This is a genomic window from Streptomyces akebiae (genome assembly GCF_019599145.1).
Classification (GTDB): Bacteria; Actinomycetota; Actinomycetes; order Streptomycetales; family Streptomycetaceae; genus Streptomyces; species Streptomyces akebiae.
The window spans coordinates 7,472,006-7,489,425 of sequence record NZ_CP080647.1 but is presented as its reverse complement, the minus strand read 5'-3'; the positions used below and the strand labels follow the sequence as shown (position 1 = coordinate 7,489,425).

16 protein-coding genes and 2 pseudogenes are annotated in these 17,420 nt (G+C 71.9%); 11 read left to right on the top strand and 7 right to left on the bottom strand.

All coding sequences use genetic code 11. From position 1 onward, the window contains the following. Window positions 1–328 precede the first annotated feature (328 nt). Window positions 329–1,354, top strand: coding sequence for an ATP-binding cassette domain-containing protein (locus K1J60_RS32415; RefSeq protein WP_398683630.1), 1,026 nt, complete (start codon window positions 329–331; stop codon window positions 1,352–1,354). Continuing rightward, the gene (locus K1J60_RS32410; RefSeq protein WP_220649304.1) at window positions 1,351–2,187 is read left to right on the top strand and encodes an ABC transporter permease; all 837 of its coding nucleotides are present in this window, start codon (window positions 1,351–1,353) and stop codon (window positions 2,185–2,187) included. The genes K1J60_RS32415 and K1J60_RS32410 overlap by 4 nt, the downstream gene beginning before the upstream one ends. A 10-nt stretch (window positions 2,188–2,197) precedes the next feature. On the opposite strand, the gene K1J60_RS32405 is transcribed toward K1J60_RS32410, so the two are convergent. After that, a complete protein-coding gene (locus K1J60_RS32405) occupies window positions 2,198–5,578 on the bottom strand; it encodes an AfsR/SARP family transcriptional regulator (protein WP_220649303.1) in 3,381 nt (1,126 codons plus the stop codon). A gap of 280 nt (window positions 5,579–5,858) precedes the next feature. Between K1J60_RS32405 and K1J60_RS32400 the strand changes: the two genes are divergently transcribed. Then, window positions 5,859–6,659 carry a site-2 protease family protein gene (locus K1J60_RS32400; protein WP_220649302.1) on the top strand — a complete coding sequence of 267 codons (801 nt, stop codon included), beginning with the start codon at window positions 5,859–5,861 and terminating at the stop codon, window positions 6,657–6,659. Here the strand turns inward: K1J60_RS32400 and K1J60_RS32395 are convergent. The 3 genes from K1J60_RS32395 to K1J60_RS32385 form a co-directional block, all read right to left on the bottom strand. Further along, on the bottom strand, window positions 6,646–6,834 hold the full coding sequence (locus K1J60_RS32395) for a hypothetical protein (RefSeq protein WP_220649301.1): 189 nt from the start codon (window positions 6,832–6,834) through the stop codon (window positions 6,646–6,648). The two genes, K1J60_RS32400 and K1J60_RS32395, sit on opposite strands and share 14 nt — an antisense overlap. Before the next feature lie 95 nt (window positions 6,835–6,929). Further along, the gene (npdG, locus tag K1J60_RS32390) at window positions 6,930–7,658 is read right to left on the bottom strand and encodes an NADPH-dependent F420 reductase (protein WP_220649300.1); all 729 of its coding nucleotides are present in this window, start codon (window positions 7,656–7,658) and stop codon (window positions 6,930–6,932) included. Between the two features lie 51 nt (window positions 7,659–7,709). Next, window positions 7,710–8,792: a sialidase family protein gene (locus K1J60_RS32385; RefSeq protein WP_220649299.1), complete on the bottom strand. Its 1,083-nt coding sequence runs from the start codon at window positions 8,790–8,792 to the stop codon at window positions 7,710–7,712. Window positions 8,793–9,106: 314 nt separating this feature from the next. On the opposite strand from K1J60_RS32385, the gene K1J60_RS32380 reads away from it, so the two are divergent. After that, entirely contained in the window at window positions 9,107–9,949 is an 843-nt protein-coding gene (locus K1J60_RS32380) for an MHYT domain-containing protein (protein ID WP_220649298.1), read from the top strand. A gap of 16 nt (window positions 9,950–9,965) precedes the next feature. Here the strand turns inward: K1J60_RS32380 and K1J60_RS32375 are convergent, their stop codons facing one another. Beyond that, complete coding sequence (locus K1J60_RS32375) at window positions 9,966–10,193, bottom strand: hypothetical protein (protein WP_220649297.1); 228 nt, start codon at window positions 10,191–10,193, stop codon at window positions 9,966–9,968. Window positions 10,194–10,260: 67 nt separating this feature from the next. On the opposite strand from K1J60_RS32375, the gene map reads away from it, so the two are divergent. Continuing rightward, window positions 10,261–11,118 carry a type I methionyl aminopeptidase gene (gene map / locus K1J60_RS32370; RefSeq protein ID WP_220649296.1) on the top strand — a complete coding sequence of 286 codons (858 nt, stop codon included), beginning with the start codon at window positions 10,261–10,263 and terminating at the stop codon, window positions 11,116–11,118. A 218-nt stretch (window positions 11,119–11,336) separates the two neighbouring features. Continuing rightward, complete coding sequence (locus K1J60_RS32365; RefSeq protein ID WP_220649295.1) at window positions 11,337–12,005, top strand: biliverdin-producing heme oxygenase; 669 nt, start codon at window positions 11,337–11,339, stop codon at window positions 12,003–12,005. A gap of 126 nt (window positions 12,006–12,131) precedes the next feature. Here K1J60_RS32365 and K1J60_RS32360 read toward each other — a convergent pair whose 3' ends face one another. Beyond that, complete coding sequence (locus K1J60_RS32360) at window positions 12,132–12,776, bottom strand: PhzF family phenazine biosynthesis protein (RefSeq protein ID WP_220649294.1); 645 nt, start codon at window positions 12,774–12,776, stop codon at window positions 12,132–12,134. A gap of 254 nt (window positions 12,777–13,030) precedes the next feature. Between K1J60_RS32360 and K1J60_RS32355 the strand changes: the two genes are divergently transcribed. The 5 genes and pseudogenes from K1J60_RS32355 to K1J60_RS32335 all read left to right on the top strand — a co-directional run bounded on the left by K1J60_RS32355 (window position 13,031) and on the right by K1J60_RS32335 (window position 16,591). Beyond that, window positions 13,031–14,044 (top strand): FecCD family ABC transporter permease, encoded by a 1,014-nt coding sequence (locus tag K1J60_RS32355; RefSeq protein WP_259408342.1) that lies wholly within the window; start codon window positions 13,031–13,033, stop codon window positions 14,042–14,044. Then, a complete protein-coding gene (locus tag K1J60_RS32350; protein WP_220649293.1) occupies window positions 14,041–14,958 on the top strand; it encodes a heme ABC transporter ATP-binding protein in 918 nt (305 codons plus the stop codon). Before K1J60_RS32355 ends, K1J60_RS32350 begins: the two co-directional genes overlap by 4 nt. 12 nt (window positions 14,959–14,970) lie before the next feature. Continuing rightward, window positions 14,971–15,171 (top strand): annotated as a pseudogene (locus K1J60_RS47235) (deferrochelatase/peroxidase EfeB); the annotation flags it as partial. After that, window positions 15,151–15,558: pseudogene (locus tag K1J60_RS32340) on the top strand (iron transporter); the annotation flags it as partial. The pseudogenes K1J60_RS47235 and K1J60_RS32340, both read left to right, overlap by 21 nt. Continuing rightward, window positions 15,515–16,591 carry a hypothetical protein gene (locus K1J60_RS32335; RefSeq protein ID WP_220649292.1) on the top strand — a complete coding sequence of 359 codons (1,077 nt, stop codon included), beginning with the start codon at window positions 15,515–15,517 and terminating at the stop codon, window positions 16,589–16,591. The pseudogene K1J60_RS32340 and the gene K1J60_RS32335, both read left to right, overlap by 44 nt. A gap of 38 nt (window positions 16,592–16,629) precedes the next feature. On the opposite strand, the gene K1J60_RS32330 is transcribed toward K1J60_RS32335, so the two are convergent. Next, complete coding sequence (locus tag K1J60_RS32330; protein ID WP_220649291.1) at window positions 16,630–17,382, bottom strand: bifunctional DNA primase/polymerase; 753 nt, start codon at window positions 17,380–17,382, stop codon at window positions 16,630–16,632. Between the last annotated feature and the right edge of the window lie 38 nt (window positions 17,383–17,420).

Sequence of the window (17,420 nt, the reverse complement as noted above, 5' to 3'; positions counted from 1 at the left end):
TTGCGGTACCACCCACCCGCAGCCCGCCGATCTTCCCCCGTCGGCGGGCTGCGGTGTGTTCGGGGGCGTGGGGTGCGGGTGGGGGTTGGGGGTTGGGGGCGCGGGAGGGGGTGGGGGTTCGGGGTGCGTCGGCGGGTGCGGGTCCGGTGGGGCTTCTCGCGCAGTTCCCCGCGCCCCTGAAAAGCAGGGGCTGCGCCCCGTGCTTTTCGGGCCCGCAGCCCCCTCGGCTTTCAGGCCCGTACTCCCGTTCTCACGTGTGTCGATGAACTGTCGGTCCTGTCGGTGGCTTGTCGGTGGCTTGTCGGTGGGGGCTGGGACCGTCGTCCTCATGACACGAATCGACAAGAACGCCAGCGGCGCGAAGGGCGCTGTCGCCGTGCGGGGGCTGGTCAAGCACTACGGGGAGACCAGGGCGCTGGACGGTGTCGACCTCGATGTGCGGGAGGGCACGGTGATGGGCGTGCTCGGCCCGAACGGGGCCGGCAAGACCACGCTCGTGCGGTGCCTGTCCACGCTGATCACACCGGACGCGGGGCAGGCGACCGTGGCCGGGTACGACGTCGTACGGCAGCCCCGCCGGCTGCGCCGGGTGATCGGCCTGACCGGGCAGTACGCGTCCGTGGACGAGAAGCTGTCCGGCTTCGAGAACCTGTACATGATCGGCCGGCTGCTCGACCTGCCCCGCAAGGAGGCGAAGAGCCGCGCGACCGGTCTGCTGGAGCGGTTCTCGCTCACGGAGGCCGCCGGGCGCCCGGCGGGGACGTACTCCGGCGGTATGCGGCGGCGACTCGACCTGGCCGCGTCCATGATCGGCAGCCCGGCCGTGCTGTACCTGGACGAGCCGACGACCGGCCTGGACCCGCACACCCGCAACGAGGTGTGGGCCGAGGTGAAGCGGATGGTCGGTGACGGCGTGACCGTGCTGCTGACCACCCAGTACATGGAGGAGGCCGAGCAGCTGGCCTCCGAGCTGACCGTGATCGACCGGGGGAAGGTGATCGCGGGCGGCCGGATCGAGGAGCTGAAGGCGCAGGTCGGTGGGCGCACCCTGCGGGTCCGGCCGGCCGATCCGGTGCAGCTGCGCCCGCTGGCCGCGAACCTGGACGACCTGGGGATCACCGGGCTCGCCACCACCACCGTGGACACCGAGACCGGCACCCTCCTCGTGCCGATCCTCAGCGACGAGCAGCTGACCGCCGTCGTCGGCGCGATCACCGCGCGCGGGGTGACCATCGCCTCGATCAGCACCGAACTGCCCAGCCTGGACGAGGTGTTCCTGTCGCTCACCGGCCACAGGGCCAGTGTGTCCGAGGCCGCCGCCACGTCCCCCGCCTACGAGGAGGCCACCGTATGAGCACCGCCACGCTCCCCACCGACGGCACCACCGGCACCACCGGTCAGGCCGACGGCCGGATCGGGCTGCGGGCCCATGCCCGGCACACCGGGGCGCTCGTCCGGCGCAATCTGCTGTGGATCCGGCAGGACCCGGAGTCGATGTTCGACGCGGTGCTGATGCCGATCGTGTTCACCCTGCTCTTCGTGTACGTCTTCGGCGGCTCCATCGGGCAGGCGCTGGGCGGCGGCCAGGAGCAGTACGTGCAGTACGTGGTGCCGGGCCTGATGGCGATGATGGGCATGAACATCGCCATGGGCGTCGGCACGGGCTTCAACGAGGACTTCCAGAAGGGCGTCATGGACCGGTTCCGGTCCCTGCCGATCGGCGTGTCCTCGGTACTGCTCGCGAAGATCTCCGTCGAGCTGCTGCGCATGCTGGTCGCCACGACGATCCTGCTGACCGTCGGCGTGCTCATCGGCTTCGACATCACCAGCTGGCCGGGGCTGTTCGGCGCGGTCGGTCTGGCCGTCGTCTTCGGCTCGTCCCTGATGTGGATCTTCCTGGTCCTGGGCGTGACCATGAAGAACGCGCAGTCCGTGCAGGCCATGGGCTTCCTGGTGCTGTTCCCGCTGCAGTTCGGCTCGTCGATCTTCGCGCCGACCCGGTCCATGCCGGGCTGGCTGCAGACGTTCACCGACTACAACCCGCTGTCGTCCCTCGCGGACGCCGCCCGCGGACTGATGACGGGCGGGCCCATCGCCCACGACCTGCTGGTCACCATCGGCTGGTCGGTGGCGCTGACGGCGGTGATGGCGCCCATCGCGATCCACAAGTTCAAGACGAAGAGCTGAGCCGGCCGGCTCAGACGAGGGCGGCGGCCTCCTCCCGGGTGAGGGCGCCGCCCTCGACGTACGCCCGCTCGTAGGCCGCGTCGTCCAGCCGTTCCCGGACCTCGGTCTCGGCCCGGGCACGGCACTCGGCCTCCCACGGGCTGGAGAAGTGGCCGGGCGGCAGATGCGCGTCGGCGGCGCCGAGGAGGCGGGCCGCGTCGAGGGCGCGGGCCCCGCCGTCGACCCCGGCGACGGACAGGGCGGCGGTGATGAAGTGGAGGGAGGGCATCTGGGGCGTGACCACCAGGGACAGCTTGTCCAGGCTCCGCTCCAGCGCCTGGCGGATCAGCCGCAGCGCCTCCTCGTGGTGTCCGTCCGACCCCTCCAGCCAGCCCTCGACACCGAGGACGTACCCGGCGAAGAGCACGAAGTCGGAGGCTTCGAAGTCCTCGCGCAACAGGACGAGCTGCCGACGGGCCTCGGCCTGCCGCCCGGTGCGGCCGAGGCGTACCGCGAGGAAGAGACGGGCCGCGGGCAGCGCCTCACGGGCGGCGTGACGCCCGGCGTCCAACACGTCGAACAGCAGCTTCTCGCCCCGCTCGCCCTCGCCGCCCTCCACGAGCACACTGCCGAGCCGGACGCCGAGGACGCCCAACTGGGCGTTGGCGCCGAGCCGTTCGGCGTACTCGATGGCCCGCTCGTAATCCGCCGCGGCGGACGCGAACTCACCCTGGCGTTCCCTGGCCTCGCCCCTCGCCGAGAGCGCCTCGGCGGCGCCCCAGGCGTCCCCGAGCCGGTCGAATATCTCCAGCGACTCGTCGGCGTCGACGGTGGCGTCGCCCGCCCAGTCGCTGCGGTTGGCGAGGATGTTGGCCCTCATCTGCAGGGTCTGCGCCAACTCCCAGGTGTAGCCGAGTTCGCGGCAGGTGCGGATGTTGGCGTCCAGGATGGCGCGCAGCCGGTCCATGTCGCCGGTCAGCAGGACGGCGTAGAACCACATGAAGCCGGGGAAGCGGCAGGTCTGCGGCTGGCCCGGCCGGTAGGTCGCGCCGATGATCCGCAGTCTCTCCTGTCCGGCGGGGGTCTCCCAGGCGGGCAGATCCATGTCCATGCAGGCCAGATGGACGAGGTGCGCTCCGCGTCGGGCCTCGTCGAGGACCTCCGGACTCATCGGCGGCGGGCTGTCGACGGCACGTCCGCGCAGGTCCGGCACCGGGCGCGCGGGGGCGGTGAAGGGGTCCGGGCCGAGGTCCTTGACCTGGGTGGACCAGTGCCGTGCCTCCGTCTTCAGGTCGCGCATCTGCCAGTACCAGCACAGCGACAGGGTCAGACAGAGCGCCTCCTGCTCGTCCCGCTCGGCGACGGCGCGTCTGAGCGCGGTGCGGATGTTCTCGTACTCCAGCTCCAGTAACTCGATCGCGGCGCGCTGGCCGGAGCCGCGCAGCAACGGGTCGGTGGCGCGGACGAGTTCGCGGTAGTACGTGAGGTGCGCGCGTTCGGCGGCGGAGCGGGTGCCCGTCTCGTCGAGCCGCTCGCCGGCGTACTCGACGACGGTCTCCAGCAGCCGGTAGCGCATCCCGGCGCCGGGGCCGGACGAAGGGGCCGCCACGACCAGGGACTTGTCGACGAGGGAGCCGAGCGCCTCCAGCGCGGCGGGGCCGCAGACGGCCTCGGCGGCGGGCAGGTCGCAGCCGCCGGCGAACACCGACAGCCGCCGCAGGACGTCCCGTTCGTCCTCGTCGAGGAGGTCCCAGGACCAGTCGACGACCGCGCGGAGGGTCTGCTGCCGGGGCAGCACGGTACGGCTGCCGGAGGTGAGCAGCCGGAACCGGTCGTCGAGCCGGTCGGCGATCTGGCGGGGTGTCAGTATCCGCAGCCGGGCCGCCGCCAGCTCGATCGCGAGCGGCAGTCCGTCGAGGCGGCGGCAGATCTCGGCGGCGGCCTCCGGGTCGGCGTCGACGGTGAAGCCGGGCCGGGCGGCGGCTCCCCGGTCGGCGAGCAGGCGCAGCGCGTGGGGTTCCGTCAGCGGTTCCACCGGGCGCAGCAACTCCCCCGGTACGCCGAGGGGTTCACGGCTGGTGGCCAGGACGGTCAGCCCCGGGCACCGTTGGAGGAGCTGGTCGACGAGGTGGGCGGCGGCGTCCACGACGTGTTCGCAGTTGTCGAGGATCAGCAGCATGCGGCGGCCGGCGCAGTGCTCGGCGAGGCGGACCAGGGGGTCGTCCTGGCGGTCCGCCGCGACGCGCATCTCCTCGGCGCCGGCGCCCCTGAGGACGGTCTCGCGGGCGCCGAGGGCGGTGAGGACGGCCTCCGGGACGTTCGCGGGGTCGTCGACGGGGGCGAGTTCGGCGAACCAGACGCCGTCCGGCACGGCCTCGGCGACGGTCTCGGCGGCTTCCTGGGAGAGGCGGGTCTTGCCCGCGCCGCCGGGGCCGAGGAGGGTGACCAGGCGGGTGGTGGTGAGGTCGTGGCGGAGGGTGTCGATGTCGGTGTCCCGGCCGACGAACGAGGTGAGGCGGGCTCGGAGGTTGCCCGTGGGGCGGGTGGAGTGGGGGGCCGGTCTTTCGCCCCCGCCGCCCCTACCCGTCCCCGCCTCAAGGGGCTGCGCCCCTTCGACCCCCACAGTGCCGGTTCGGTCGGGGTTCTCGCGCAGGTCCCCGCGCCCCTTACGGGGCGCTGGTTGGTCAGATCCCAGTAGTTCCGCGTGCAGGTTGCGCAGTGTCGGGCCCGGGCTTGTGCCCAGGGTGTTCGACAGGAGACGGCGGACCTCCTCGTACGCGGCCAGGGCCTCCGCCGTGCGGCCGGCGTCTCGGAGGGCGCGCAGGCGGAGGGCCTGGAGGGGTTCGTCGAGGGGGTGGGTGTCGCAGAGCGCGGTGAGGTCGGGGAGGGCGGAGTCGGGGTGGCCGAGATCGAGGGCGGCGCTGAGGCGGGCGCGGTGGGCGTCGAGGCGGCGGGTCTCCCAGCGGGCCGCCTCGGCGGCACGGTCGGGGAGGTCGGCGAGGGGCGGGCCCTGCCAGAGGGCGAGCGCCTCGTCGAGGGCGTCGGCGGCCTTGGCCGGGTCCCCGTCGGCGAGCGCGCGGGCGCCCTCGTCCGCGAGGCGTTCGAAGCGGTGCAGGTCCACGTCGTCCCGGGTGGCGGTGAGCCGGTAGCCGCCGTGCACGGACGCGACCGCGTCCGGGCCGAGCGCCCTGCGCAGCCGGCCGACCAGCGCCTGCAGCGCGCCGGGCGCGTCGGCGGGCGGATCGTCGGACCACACCTCGTCGACGAGGACGGCCGAGGGCACCGTGCGCCCCGGCCGCAGCGCGAGCACGGTCAACAGCGCGCGAAGGCGCGCGCCCCCGACGGGGACGGGGGTGCCGTCGGGCTGCAGGGCCTGGGTGGTGCCGAGGATGCGGTAGCGCACGAGGTCCATTGTCTCTGTCGGGATCGAAATCGGGTTCGGGTTCAGGTGTCCGCGCTCGTGTTCGGATGCCCGCGCTGGGGTCAGGCGTCCGCGCTCGGATTCAGTTGTCTGTGGTCGGATTCAGGTGTCCGGTCCGTCGAGGGGGCGCTCCGTGCCGCCGTCATCTCCGCGTATCCCCCCACCTTGCTAGGAACTCGGAGGCGATCGCGAGACGTTTTCGCCGTGTGCCCGGTACCGTCGGGGCGTCCGTACGAATGATCGAGTCGGCATCGACCCAGCTAGGAGTTCCATGACCACCGCCGCGTCCCGCCGGAGCGACCGGAGGATCAGCCCCGTGTTCGTGGGGATCGTGGCCGTCATGGCGGTCACGGGATGGGCCACGTGGACCGGGTTCGCCGAACAGCCCGGCCTCGCCGTCTTCCTGTTCGTCACCTCGGCGTGGGTCGTCTCGCTGTGTCTGCACGAGTACGCCCACGCCCGTACCGCCCTGCACAGCGGTGACATCTCCATCGGCGCCAAGGGCTATCTCACCCTGAACCCGCTGAAGTACACGCACGCCCTGCTCAGCATCGTGCTGCCCGTCGTCTTCGTGATCATGGGTGGGATCGGGCTGCCCGGCGGCGCGGTGTTCATCGAGCGGGGCCGGATCCAGGGCCGTTGGAAGCACAGTCTGATCTCGGCGGCGGGTCCGCTGACGAACGTGCTGTTCGCGGCGGTCTGCACCGCGCCCTTCTGGCTGGGCGTCACGGACGGCGTCCCGAACGCCTTCCTCTTCGCCCTGGCCTTCCTGGCGATGCTCCAGGTCACGGCGGCGATCCTGAACTTCCTGCCGGTGCCCGGCCTGGACGGGTACGGCGTCATCGAGCCCTGGCTGTCGTACGGGATCCGGCGCCAGGTGGAGCCGCTGGCGCCCTTCGGACTGCTGCTCGTCTTCGCGGTGCTGTGGATCCCGGCGGTGAACGGGGTGTTCTGGGACGTGATCGACGCGTTCATGCGGGGCCTCGGGATCGAGGACCAGCTGTCCGACTGCGGCTACTGGCTCTACCGCTTCTGGCGCGCGGACAGCGACATCTGCCTCACGGGGATGTGACGGCGCCGGACCGCTCCAGCTTCGCCTTCCGGACGTAGTACCAGGTCATGTTGGAGGACAGGCCGGCCATCAGCACCCACACGACACCCAGCCAGCTGCCCCGGCTGAAGGAGACCACGGCCGCGGTGATCGCGAGGAGACAGACGACGAGCGCGTAGACGGCGAGGCGGGGCATGGGGGTCGGCTCCTGGGAAGACGGTCGGACGAGGTGGTGCGTCGTCCAGTGTCCCCCATGCCCGTACGCGTACGTACGTCGCCTCGCGGCCGGGGCTACACGTCCGTGAGCCGGATGCCCGCGTGGGCCTTGTAGCGGCGGTTCACGGAGATCAGGTTGGCGACCAGGGACTCGACCTGGTGGGCATTGCGCAGCCGGCCGGCGAAGATGCCGCGCATGCCGGGGATGCGGCCGGCCAGCGCCTGCACGATCTCGACGTCGGCGCGCTCCTCGCCGAGGACCATCACGTCGGTGTCGATCTCGTCGATCTCCGGGTCTTCCAGGAGGACGGCGGAGAGGTGGTGGAAGGCGGCGGTGACCCGGGAGTCCGGCAGGAGGGCGGCGGCCTGCTCGGCGGCGCTGCCCTCCTCCGGCTTCAGCGCGTAGGCGCCCTTCTTGTCGAAGCCGAGCGGGTTGACGCAGTCGACGACGAGCTTGCCGGCCAGTTCCTCACGCAGCGATTCGAGGGTCTTGCCGTGGCCGTCCCACGGCACGGCGACGATCACGATGTCGCTGCGGCGGGCGGTCTCGGCGTTGTCGGCGCCCTCGACGCCGTGGCCGAGGTCCTGGGCGACGCCCTGCGCGCGGTCGGCGGACCGCGACCCGATGATCACCTTCTGGCCGGCCTTGGCAAGACGGTAGGCGAGGCCCTTGCCCTGCGGACCGGTGCCGCCGAGCACGCCGACGACGAGCCCCGAGACGTCCGGCAGGTCCCAGGGGTCCTTGGCGGGTGCCTTCGCGGGGCTCTTCGCGGCGGACTGCTGTGCACTGTCTGTAGAGGTCATGGGCCGACTTTACGTGCGGGGCCGACGCGCGCGACGCCCAGGTGAGTGCTGTCAGCCGAGCAGGGTCACGGGGACACGGCGGAACGTGATCGTCTCGTAGGCGCTGAAGTCGCCCGTCTCGTAGAGCAGTCCGACGGTGTCCCGGTCGACGCGTACGAGGTCGGAGTACGCGGCGGGCAGGCCGTCGACGGTGTGGACGGAACGCCAGGTGAGGCCGTGGTCGGTGCTGGCGCGGACGGTCATCAGGGCGCGGAAGCCGGGGTCGGCGGGGCCGGAGTGGAGGAGCAGGTCGGGGTCGCGGAGCTGGAGGACGCTGCCCTCGACGACCGGGCCGACGATGCCCGCCTGCGGCCGGAACGGCTTGACCAGGCTCTCGCCGCCGTCGGTGGAGTGGGCGTCGGCGCGGGTGCCGGGGGACGGGGAGTCGTTGCGGGTGTTGAAGTAGACCCGGCCGTCGGGGAGTTCGGCGGCGGTGGTCTCGTTGGCGTTGATGTAGCCGTCGGTGTTGTCGTCGACGTATCCGATGCGCCAGGTGGCGCCCGCGTCGTCGCTCAGGAGGCAGTGTCCGCCGTTGTACTTGCCCTCCGTGCCGTTGTCCGTGCCGGCGGGCGGGAGGGAGTGGTTGGCGGGGACGACGACGCGTCCGGTGGTGAGCTGGAGCGCGTGGCCGGGGGTGGTGGCGTACCACCGCCACTCCGGCTTCTTGGTCTGCTGGGTGATCTCCCTGGGGCCGGACCAGGTCTGCCCCTCGTCGTCGCTGTGCTGCACCCAGACGCGACGGCCGTCCGCCGCGGTCACCTCGCCGCGACGGATGGCGTCCTCCGTGGCGTGGGCGGCGTTGCGGACGTGGACCAGCAGGATCCGGCCCGTGTCGAGGACGACGGGGGCGGGGTTGCCGGCGAGGGCGTCACCGTTCTTGGCGGCGACCTGGAGCGGGCCCCAGGTCCGGCCGCCGTCCGTCGACCGCTTCACCACGATGTCGATGTTCCCGAAGTCCTCCCGCCCGCCGACCCGTCCCTCGCAGAAGGCGAGCAGGGTGCCGGAGGGGGTGACGACGACCGCCGGGATCCGGAAGCCGGCGTAGCCTTCGCGACCGGCCCGGAAGGGGACGCTGGACTGGGGCGTGGGGGTCATGGGGGGCTCCTGGGGGGTGGGGGCGGCTCGTGGGGGGCTCGTGGGGGGGGGCGACGGTGCGGTGACGTGGGTGTAGCTGTTCGGCCTGCGTGCCCGGCCCGGGCCAATTCGGGGTGAACACCGGGTCACGAGTGTCCGGTTGCGGCAGGGTGCGGGCACGTCGTCCGACGGTGGGCTGCTGCTCGTCGGTACGGCCGAATGCGTGGGAAGTGTGCGCACGGTGTGATTGAATCGCGCCACCTCGGCCAGGTGGCTTGAATTGATCGTCAAGGGCTGCCGGTCGGAATCTCATGTGCGCCAGGGGAGGGCCCTGCATGAACGCCACCGTCTCCAACTTCTATTACGGCGCCGCGACCCCGGTCGCTGCTTATCTGATGGCCTGTTTCGGGGCCGCGCTCGGACTGCGGTGCACGACCCGGTCGCTGAGACGCCGGCACCGCAGAGCGGGGTGGCTGGCCCTGGGGGCCATATCGATCGGCTGCGGCATCTGGACCATGCACTTCATCGCCATGATCGGCTTCAGCGTCCAGGGCGCGCTGGTCGATTACGACGCGACGAAGACGCTGCTCAGCCTCGCGGTCGCCATCGGCGTGGTCGCGGTCGGCTTGTTCCTCGTCGGCTACCGGGGCGGTTCCCCGCTGATACTGGCGACGGCCGGCGCGGTCACCGGGCTCGGCGTCGCGGCCATGCACTACCTCGGCATGGCCGCCATGCACACCAACGGCACGCTCCACTACGACACCCCGACGGTGATCCTCTCCGTCGTCATCGCGGTCATCGCCGCCACGGCGGCCCTGTGGGCGGCCGTCTCCATCCACACGCTGTGGGCCGGCATCGGGGCGAGCATGATCATGGGCGTGGCCGTGACCGGTATGCACTACACCGGCATGGCCTCCGTCGCCGTCCACCTCACCGGCCGGTCCGACGTCTCGCAGTCCTCCGCGGACCTGCTGTCGTTCCTGCTGGCCATGGTCGCGGGCCCGCTCGTCGTCCTCCTGATCTCCGCCGTCGTCGTCATGTTCGATCCGGACATGGTGCTCGGCGACGCCCAGTGGGAGCGCACGGCGGCACCCTCCTCCCGCGAGGACGGCCTCGACGCTCCCACGCGGCAGGGGGCTCCGCACGACGGCCGCCCCTCCACTCCCGCCCAGTGGTGAGGAGGCGACCGGCAGGTCAGGCGCCGGGCTCCCCGGAGGGGCTGTCGTGCCACCGCGGGTCCGTCTCCCACTCCGCGTTGCGTTCCTGGGCCGTCTCCATGGCTCGGTCGGCGTCCTGGCGGGAGGCATAGGGGCCCATGCGGTCCTTGCCGGGGCAGTCGGGACCCTCTTCGACCTTCTTGTGTTCCAGGCAGTAGAACCATTCACCGGGCTTGCCGGCGGTACGCCGTTTGAACAGGGGCATGACCTGAGTTCCCTTCGGCAGTCGTCACCGACATGGTCCCCCACCACCGCTGGTTAAACTCGCTGGCATGTCTGGCCAGTCGCTGCTCGCACCGGGGAAGCTCTCCCCCGTCCGCCCCGTACCGGGGAACATCCGCCGTCCCGAGTACGTGGGCAAGCCCGCCCCGACTCCGTACACCGGGCCGGAGGTGCAGACCCCGGAGACGATCGAGGCGATGCGGATCGCCGGCCGGATCGCGGCCCGGGCGATGGCCGAGGCGGCCAAGCACATCGCGCCCGGGGTCACCACGGACGAGCTGGACCGGGTCGCGCACGAGTACATGTGCGACCACGGGGCCTACCCCTCGACGCTCGGCTACCGCGGCTTCCCCAAGTCGTTGTGCACCTCGGTCAACGAGGTCATCTGCCACGGCATCCCCGACTCGACCGTGCTGAACGACGGCGACATCGTCAACCTGGACGTGACGGCGTACATCGGCGGTGTCCACGGCGACAACAACGCCACCTACCTGGTGGGGGAGGTCGACGAGGAGTCGAGGCTGCTCGTCGAGCGGACCCGCGAGTCGCTCGCCCGCGCCATCAAGGCCGTCAAGCCGGGGCGGCAGATCAACATCATCGGGCGCGTCATCGAGTCGTACGCGAAGCGGTTCGGGTACGGGGTCGTGCGCGACTTCACCGGGCACGGGATCAACTCGTCGTTCCACTCGGGGCTGATCGTCCCGCACTACGACTCCCCGCACGCCACGACCATGATCCAGCCCGGGATGACCTTCACGATCGAGCCGATGCTCACGCTCGGGTCGCACGACTACGACATGTGGGACGACGGCTGGACGGTCGTGACGAAGGATCGCAAGCGGACGGCGCAGTTCGAGCACACGCTGGTGGTCACGGAGACCGGCGCGGAGATCCTCACGCTGCCGTAGGCCCGCTCGCGCCTGTCGCGGCTCCGCCTCGTCACAACCCGCCGTCGGCCTCGGGCCGGCGGCGGGTTCTTTCGTGCGTGGATTCCCTGTGGAGGCGGTGGGGATCCGGGGTAACGTTTTTACCGACAGGGAGTCGGGAACCTGTTGACTTAGGTAAGCCTAACTATAGAAAATGCCAGCAGGTTCTCGTCCATCCCTCATCGGCACCGGAGGCCTCCATGAACGCGTCGGTCACCTCGGACACGGCGTTCTCCACGCTCATCCGCACCGCCTCGCACGAGCAGCACACGGAGGCGGAGACCACGACGTTCATGGGCGACATGCTGGGCGGGAAACTCGGCGTCGAGGCGTACGCGCGGTACACCGAGCAGCTGTGGTTCGTGTACGAGGCGCTGGAGAGCGCCGCTCCGGCGCTGGCCGACGACCCGGTCGCGGGGCCGTTCGTGCAGCCCGAGCTGATGCGGCTGGGCGCGCTGGAGCGGGACCTGGAGCATCTGCGCGGCCCCGGCTGGCGGGCGACGCTCACGGCGCTGCCGGCGACCGAGGAGTACGCGGAGCGGGTCGCGGAGTGCGCGCGCACCTGGGCCGGCGGCTATGTGGCCCACCACTACACGCGCTACCTCGGCGACCTCTCCGGCGGGCAGATCATCCGGGACCGGGCCGAGAAGACGTGGGGCTTCGCCAAGAAGGGCGACGGGGTGCGGTTCTACGTCTTCGAGGAGATCACCAACCCGGCGGCGTTCAAGCGGGGGTACCGGGAGCTGCTGGACCGGGTGCGGGTCGACGATCTGGAGAAGCAGCGGATCGTGAGCGAGTGCAAGCGGGCGTTCTCGCTCAACACCGCGGTCTTCCTCGCTCTGGGCGAGGAGTTCCCCCTGAGCGCGTAGCCGCCGCGCTCGCCGGGGCGGGGGGCTTCGGGGCCGCTGAGGTCGTGTGTCCGGTGCGGGTGGGTGGGGGCTGGTCGCGCGGTTCCCCGCGCCCCCGAGAAGCGCGCCCTTGCTTCCAAGGCGCTCTCACCTCTCCAGGAACACCCTGCCCCCGACCTCCACCCAGCCGTGCGGCTGCGGTGCCGTCAGGAGTTGGGAGCCGGTGCCCTGGGTGATGTTCAGGGCGCGGCCCAGCAGTCCGGTCAGCTGCAGGGCGGCCGCGCCGGTGGCCTCGTCCTCGTCGATGCCGTCGTCGCGGCCGGGGAACCCCCGGGCGCGGACGCGGCCGGCGGCCTCGTCCTCCCATGCCCAGGCGTAGATCCAGTCGCCGGGCGGCGGCACCGGCAGGTCGTCGACCTCGGCGGCGGAGGCGTACTGGCGGAACGTACGGGGCGGGGCCCACTCCGGCAGGGCCTCGATCCAGCTGAACTCGCCGTCCAGCCGGGCCCCGACGACTCCGGCCGGGGTGACCAGTTCGGGTACGTCGAGCAGCCAGGCGGCGCCCACGCAGGGGTATCCGGCGAAGGGCAGGCGCAGCGAGGGGGTGTAGATGTCGATGACACCGCGCTCGGGGTCGTCCACGAACACGGTCTCGCTGAAGCCGAGTTTGGCGGCGAACTCCTGGCGCTCGGCGCGGTCGGGCATGACGGAGCCCTCGCGGACAACGCCCAGTTCGTTGCCGTATCCGCCGCGGGGCCCGCAGAACACCCGCAGCACATCGAAGTCGGTCACCCCCGCATTGAAACATCAACCAGGCCCCGGGTCGTACCAGGTCACCGCACCGCCGGTGAACGACCGGGCCGGGCCGACCCCATCCGTGAGAGGACCAAGTGACCGTACTGGACAAGCCGGTTGAGCCGGAGAGGGCCGACGGATCCGGCGGGTCCGGCGGGGCGGACGGCACCGACGGGGCGAGCGCGGCCGTGGAAGGCGCGGGGAAGGGCGGTCGGCAGCCCTCCGGTTCCGGACGTCGTCGTGCCCCGCTTCTGCTCACCGTCGGCCTGATCGTCGCACTGCTCGTCCTGATCCCGGTCGCCGGTGGGCTCGGGGCCTATCCGATCCCCACCGGTGACGTGGTCTCCTCGGTCGCGCATCGGATCGGACTCGGCGGGGCGGAGCTGGCACGCGTTCCCGAGTCGGTGCTGTGGAACGTGCGGTTCCCGAGGATCGTGCTGGCGTTGCTGATCGGGGCGTCACTCGGGTGTGCGGGGGCGCTGATGCAGGGCGTCTTCGGGAATCCGCTGGCGGAGCCGAGTGTCATCGGGGTCTCGCTGGGCGCGGCGGTGGGCGCGGTCGCGGCGATCGCGTTCGGGATCACGTTCCTCGGGAACTGGACGGTCCCGGTCCTCGCGTTCGTCGCCGGGCTGATCACCGTGTTCGTGGTGTACGCGATGTCGCGGTCGGGCGGCCGGACCGAGGTCGTGACGCTGATTCTCACCGGGATCGCGGTGAACGCCTTCGCCGGCGCCACGATCGGGCTGTTCATCTTCCTCGCGGAGGACACGGCGGCCGTCAACCAGATCACGTTCTGGCAGTTGGGCTCGCTCGCGCAGTCGACGTGGCCGAAGGTGCTGGCCGTGCTGCCGTGCGCGGTGATCGGGCTGGCCGTGGCGCCGTTCCACGCGCGCAAGCTGGACCTGCTCGCGCTGGGCGAGCGCGGTGCGCGGCATCTCGGGGTGGACGTGGAGCGGCTGCGGGTCGTGCTGATCCTGGTCGTCGCGCTGCTGACCGCCGCCGCCGTGAGCGTGTCGGGTGTCATCGGGTTCGTGGGGCTCGTCGTCCCGCATCTGCTGCGGATGGCGGCCGGGCCGGGACACCGGTTCCTGATCCCGGGCAGCGCGCTCGCCGGGGCGGTCGTCCTGCTGGCGGCGGACCTCGCGGCCCGCACGATCGTCCAGCCGGCCGAGCTGCCCCTGGGCGTCCTCACGGCCCTGATCGGCAGCCCGTTCTTCTTCTGGCTGCTCCGCAGGACCCGTCGCAAGCAGGGAGGTTGGGCATGAGGCCCACATCGGGCACCAGGACCACGACGGGCACCAGGTCCGCACCGGGCGCAGGGGCCCTGCGCGGGCTCCTCCGGGGGCGTCTCGGCTCGGGGGCTCCCACTCCCCCGGCCCCGTCCGACCCCGGTGAGGTCCTCGCCGAGGCCGACGCCGTCACCGTCCGCCTCGGTGCGCGCGAGGTCCTCCACGGCGTGTCCGTCGCGGCGCGCGCGGGTGAGGTGCTGGCGCTCGTCGGGCCCAACGGCGCGGGCAAGTCGACGCTGCTGGGCGCGCTGGCGGCGGATCTGCCGGTGGCCGGCGGGGTCGTACGGGTGCACGGCCGGCCTGTGGGTGAGTGGTCGGCTTCCGAACTGGCGCTGCGGCGGGCCGTGTTGCCGCAGTCCGCCACGCTGTCGTTCCCCTTCACCGTGGAGGACGTCGTACGGATGGGGCGGGCGCCCTGGGCGCGGCAGCCGGACGGGGACGGCGAGGCGGACTCCGATGACGTGGCCGTGGCGGAGGCGATGGCGGTGACCGAGGTCACCGGGTTCGCCGCGCGGCCCTTCTCCGCGCTGAGCGGCGGCGAGCGCGCCCGGGTGGCACTGGCGCGGGTGCTCGCGCAGCGGGCGCCGCTGCTGATGCTGGACGAGCCGACGGCGGCACTGGACCTCAGGCATCAGGAGCTGGTGCTGCGGGTGTGCCGTCATCGGGCGCGGGCCGGGGACGCGGTGGTCGTCGTCCTGCACGATCTCGGGCTGGCAGCGGCGTACGCGGACCGGGTGGCCGTGCTGCGCGACGGTCGGATCGCGGCGGACGGGCCGCCGGCCGAGGTCTTCGAGGAGGGGCTGCTGTCGAAGGTGTACCGGCAGCCGGTGGAGGTGTTCCCGCATCCGCGGACGGGTGATGTCCTGATCACACCGAAACGGGATTCCTGACCGCGAAATGGGGACGCCTTCGGCCGTGACAAGGGCGAGGGCGCCCCGGTGGGCAAGGCGAAGGAGCGGGACGAGCCGTTCCTGAAGGCGATGCTGCCGGACGCGCACGTACGGCTCGCGCACCCCGACTCCAACGACGGGGCGACGCTCCTGCGGCGCGGCTGCTCCTTCACCGACGGCACGGACGGCCTCGGCCGGCTGGACGCGACCCTGCGGATGGGCACGGGCGGGCTGGTGGCCACCGCGTTCCTGGCGGTGGGCCGGGAGAGCCTGGAGACCTCGCTGTTCGTGTGGACGTCGGTCAGGGCGTCGAGCGACGGCACCGACGGCCCGTAGGCCGACTTCGTGCCCCGCCTGACGGACAGGGCGTTCGACATCACCGGGGCGATCCCGCCGGACAGCTGGTACGGCACCCTTCTGAAGGGCGTGTTCAACTTCCAGCCCGACCCGACGGTCCTCCAAGTCACGGTCTGGGGCCTCTATCTGATCCCGACGCTCGCGCTGTTCCTCGCCCCGGTAGGGTTCGCCTCCGGGAAGGGGAAGGTGAAGATTCCTGATGAGCAGGGTGCGCGGGGTTCGGAGCCCACGAAGGCTTCGTGAGGTTCGTCCGGTTCGTACAGGCGGGAGGTTCCTCGGGCTTCGTCGCCGGGGCGGGCTTCGCGCGTACGGGCGTGGCGTGCTGGTGACCACGGCGGTCACCGCGCTGTCGTTGACGGCGAGCGGGTGCGTGGTGGTCCGGGGCGACCTGGAGATCGTTCCCACGGCGACCCGGGCGGAGGCGGAGCGCGCGCTGCAGGACTTCACCACCGCGTACAACAAGGCGGACAAGGCGAACGACCAGTCCCAGGACGCCTCCCGGGTCACCGGCGCGCTCGCCGACATCGACGGCGGCAAGCTCCGCTCGGGCGCGAAGATCAACCCGAGCGGCAATCCGAACCATGTGCCGCTCAAGCTGGCCGACGTCACCTACACGATCCCGGAGAAGGCGGCGTGGCCGCGCTGGTTCGTCGCCGACGCCACCGCCAACAAGGGCAACAAGACGGACCGTTGGCTGTTCGTGTTCACCCGTGACGGGCTGACCGATCTGTGGGAGGTCTCCTTCCTCACGATCGTGCCCGCCGCCGACATGCCCGAGTTCCAGAAGGACGAGGACGGCCACGCCCAGGTGGTGCAGCCCGACGACGCCGAACTCTCCGTGGAGCCCGCGCAGTTGCCCGACCGGTACGTGACGTACCTGAGGGAGGACAGCGCGCTCTTCGCGGACGGCCCGTACACCTCCGAGGAGCGCGCGCGGCGCCAGCGGAACGCGGAGAAGCCGGGCCTGGCGCGGCAGTACATCGACGAGGCCCTCACCAACGGCGACTACGCGCCGGTCGGTCTGCGCACCACGGACGGCGGGGCGCTGGTCTTCTTCACCACCCGCCACTACCAGAAGCAGACCGCCGCGCAGGGGGTGAGCATCCCCGTGAACGACGCGGCCGTGCGCGCCCTGATGACGGGCGAGCCGAAGCAGTCGCTGACCCTGGAGTTCGTGAACAACCAGGCGGTCCTCGACCCGGCGAAGACGCGGTCCGACCAGCAGGTGCGGGTCGTGAGCCAGGTGGGCGGCCTGACGGGCGCCAAGGGCGAGTGACCGCCCGGGAGTCGGGCGGCGCACCCGGGGGCGCGGGGTCAGCCTCGGGAGGGCCAGGCCGAATGCGCGTGGTCCGGCTGCTCGCCCACGTGGCGTGAGCAGGCGTCGGTGAGGATCTCCAGCAGGGTCAGGGGGTCCGGCAGCGGGTGCTCGGGGCCGCGTACCCAGTGGACGCCGAGGTCACCGGGGAGCCGGGCCGGCGGTACGAGGACGTAGGACCCCCGGCAGTGCCAGCGCAGGCCGGGGTGCTCGTCCATGGTCTCGGGGTGGCAGTCCAGCTCGCAGGGCCACCACTCGTCCTCGTCCTCGGGGGTGCCCCGGGTGAGGGTGAAGAAGAGGAGCCGTCCGTCGTCGGACTCGGACTCGAACTCCGCGACGGGGCCGACCTCGATCCCGGCGGCGAGCAGCCGCTCCAGGGCCTCGCGTCCGGCGGCGAGCGGGACGTCCAGCACGTCGTGGACCATGCCGGTCGCGGTGATGAAGTTGGCCTGCGGCTGGTGCCGGGCCCAGCGCTCGATCTGGCCGCGGTCGGTGGTGGACTGCGTCTGCCAGGCGAACGACACCGGGTGCCGGGCGGGGGTGGGACAGCCGACGCGGTCGCACGAACACCGGAAGCCCGAGGGGTACGCGGCGGGCGCGAGCGGGAGTCCGGCGGCGGCCGCGGCGAGCAGCAGCTCCTCACGGCCGGTGTCGTCGGCGGCCTGGTCGAGCGGGCGGCCGGCACGGCGGGCACGCAGCCACTCGGAGAACCTGCCCTGCCGACCGGTCCGGCCGCCGAACGTCGCGCTCATCTATCGCCTCGCCTCGCTGTGGTGCGGACAGCATGTCC

Coding starts and splice junctions, on each gene's coding strand:
- K1J60_RS32415 (WP_398683630.1), top strand. CDS start 329: ATGACACGAATCGACAAGAACGCCAGCGGCGCGAAGGGCGCTGTCGCC.
- K1J60_RS32410 (WP_220649304.1), top strand. CDS start 1,351: ATGAGCACCGCCACGCTCCCCACCGACGGCACCACCGGCACCACCGGT.
- K1J60_RS32405 (WP_220649303.1), bottom strand. CDS start 5,578: ATGGACCTCGTGCGCTACCGCATCCTCGGCACCACCCAGGCCCTGCAG.
- K1J60_RS32400 (WP_220649302.1), top strand. CDS start 5,859: ATGACCACCGCCGCGTCCCGCCGGAGCGACCGGAGGATCAGCCCCGTG.
- K1J60_RS32395 (WP_220649301.1), bottom strand. CDS start 6,834: ATGCCCCGCCTCGCCGTCTACGCGCTCGTCGTCTGTCTCCTCGCGATC.
- npdG (WP_220649300.1), bottom strand. CDS start 7,658: ATGACCTCTACAGACAGTGCACAGCAGTCCGCCGCGAAGAGCCCCGCG.
- K1J60_RS32385 (WP_220649299.1), bottom strand. CDS start 8,792: ATGACCCCCACGCCCCAGTCCAGCGTCCCCTTCCGGGCCGGTCGCGAA.
- K1J60_RS32380 (WP_220649298.1), top strand. CDS start 9,107: ATGAACGCCACCGTCTCCAACTTCTATTACGGCGCCGCGACCCCGGTC.
- K1J60_RS32375 (WP_220649297.1), bottom strand. CDS start 10,193: ATGCCCCTGTTCAAACGGCGTACCGCCGGCAAGCCCGGTGAATGGTTC.
- map (WP_220649296.1), top strand. CDS start 10,261: ATGTCTGGCCAGTCGCTGCTCGCACCGGGGAAGCTCTCCCCCGTCCGC.
- K1J60_RS32365 (WP_220649295.1), top strand. CDS start 11,337: ATGAACGCGTCGGTCACCTCGGACACGGCGTTCTCCACGCTCATCCGC.
- K1J60_RS32350 (WP_220649293.1), top strand. CDS start 14,041: ATGAGGCCCACATCGGGCACCAGGACCACGACGGGCACCAGGTCCGCA.
- K1J60_RS32335 (WP_220649292.1), top strand. CDS start 15,515: ATGAGCAGGGTGCGCGGGGTTCGGAGCCCACGAAGGCTTCGTGAGGTT.
- K1J60_RS32330 (WP_220649291.1), bottom strand. CDS start 17,382: ATGAGCGCGACGTTCGGCGGCCGGACCGGTCGGCAGGGCAGGTTCTCC.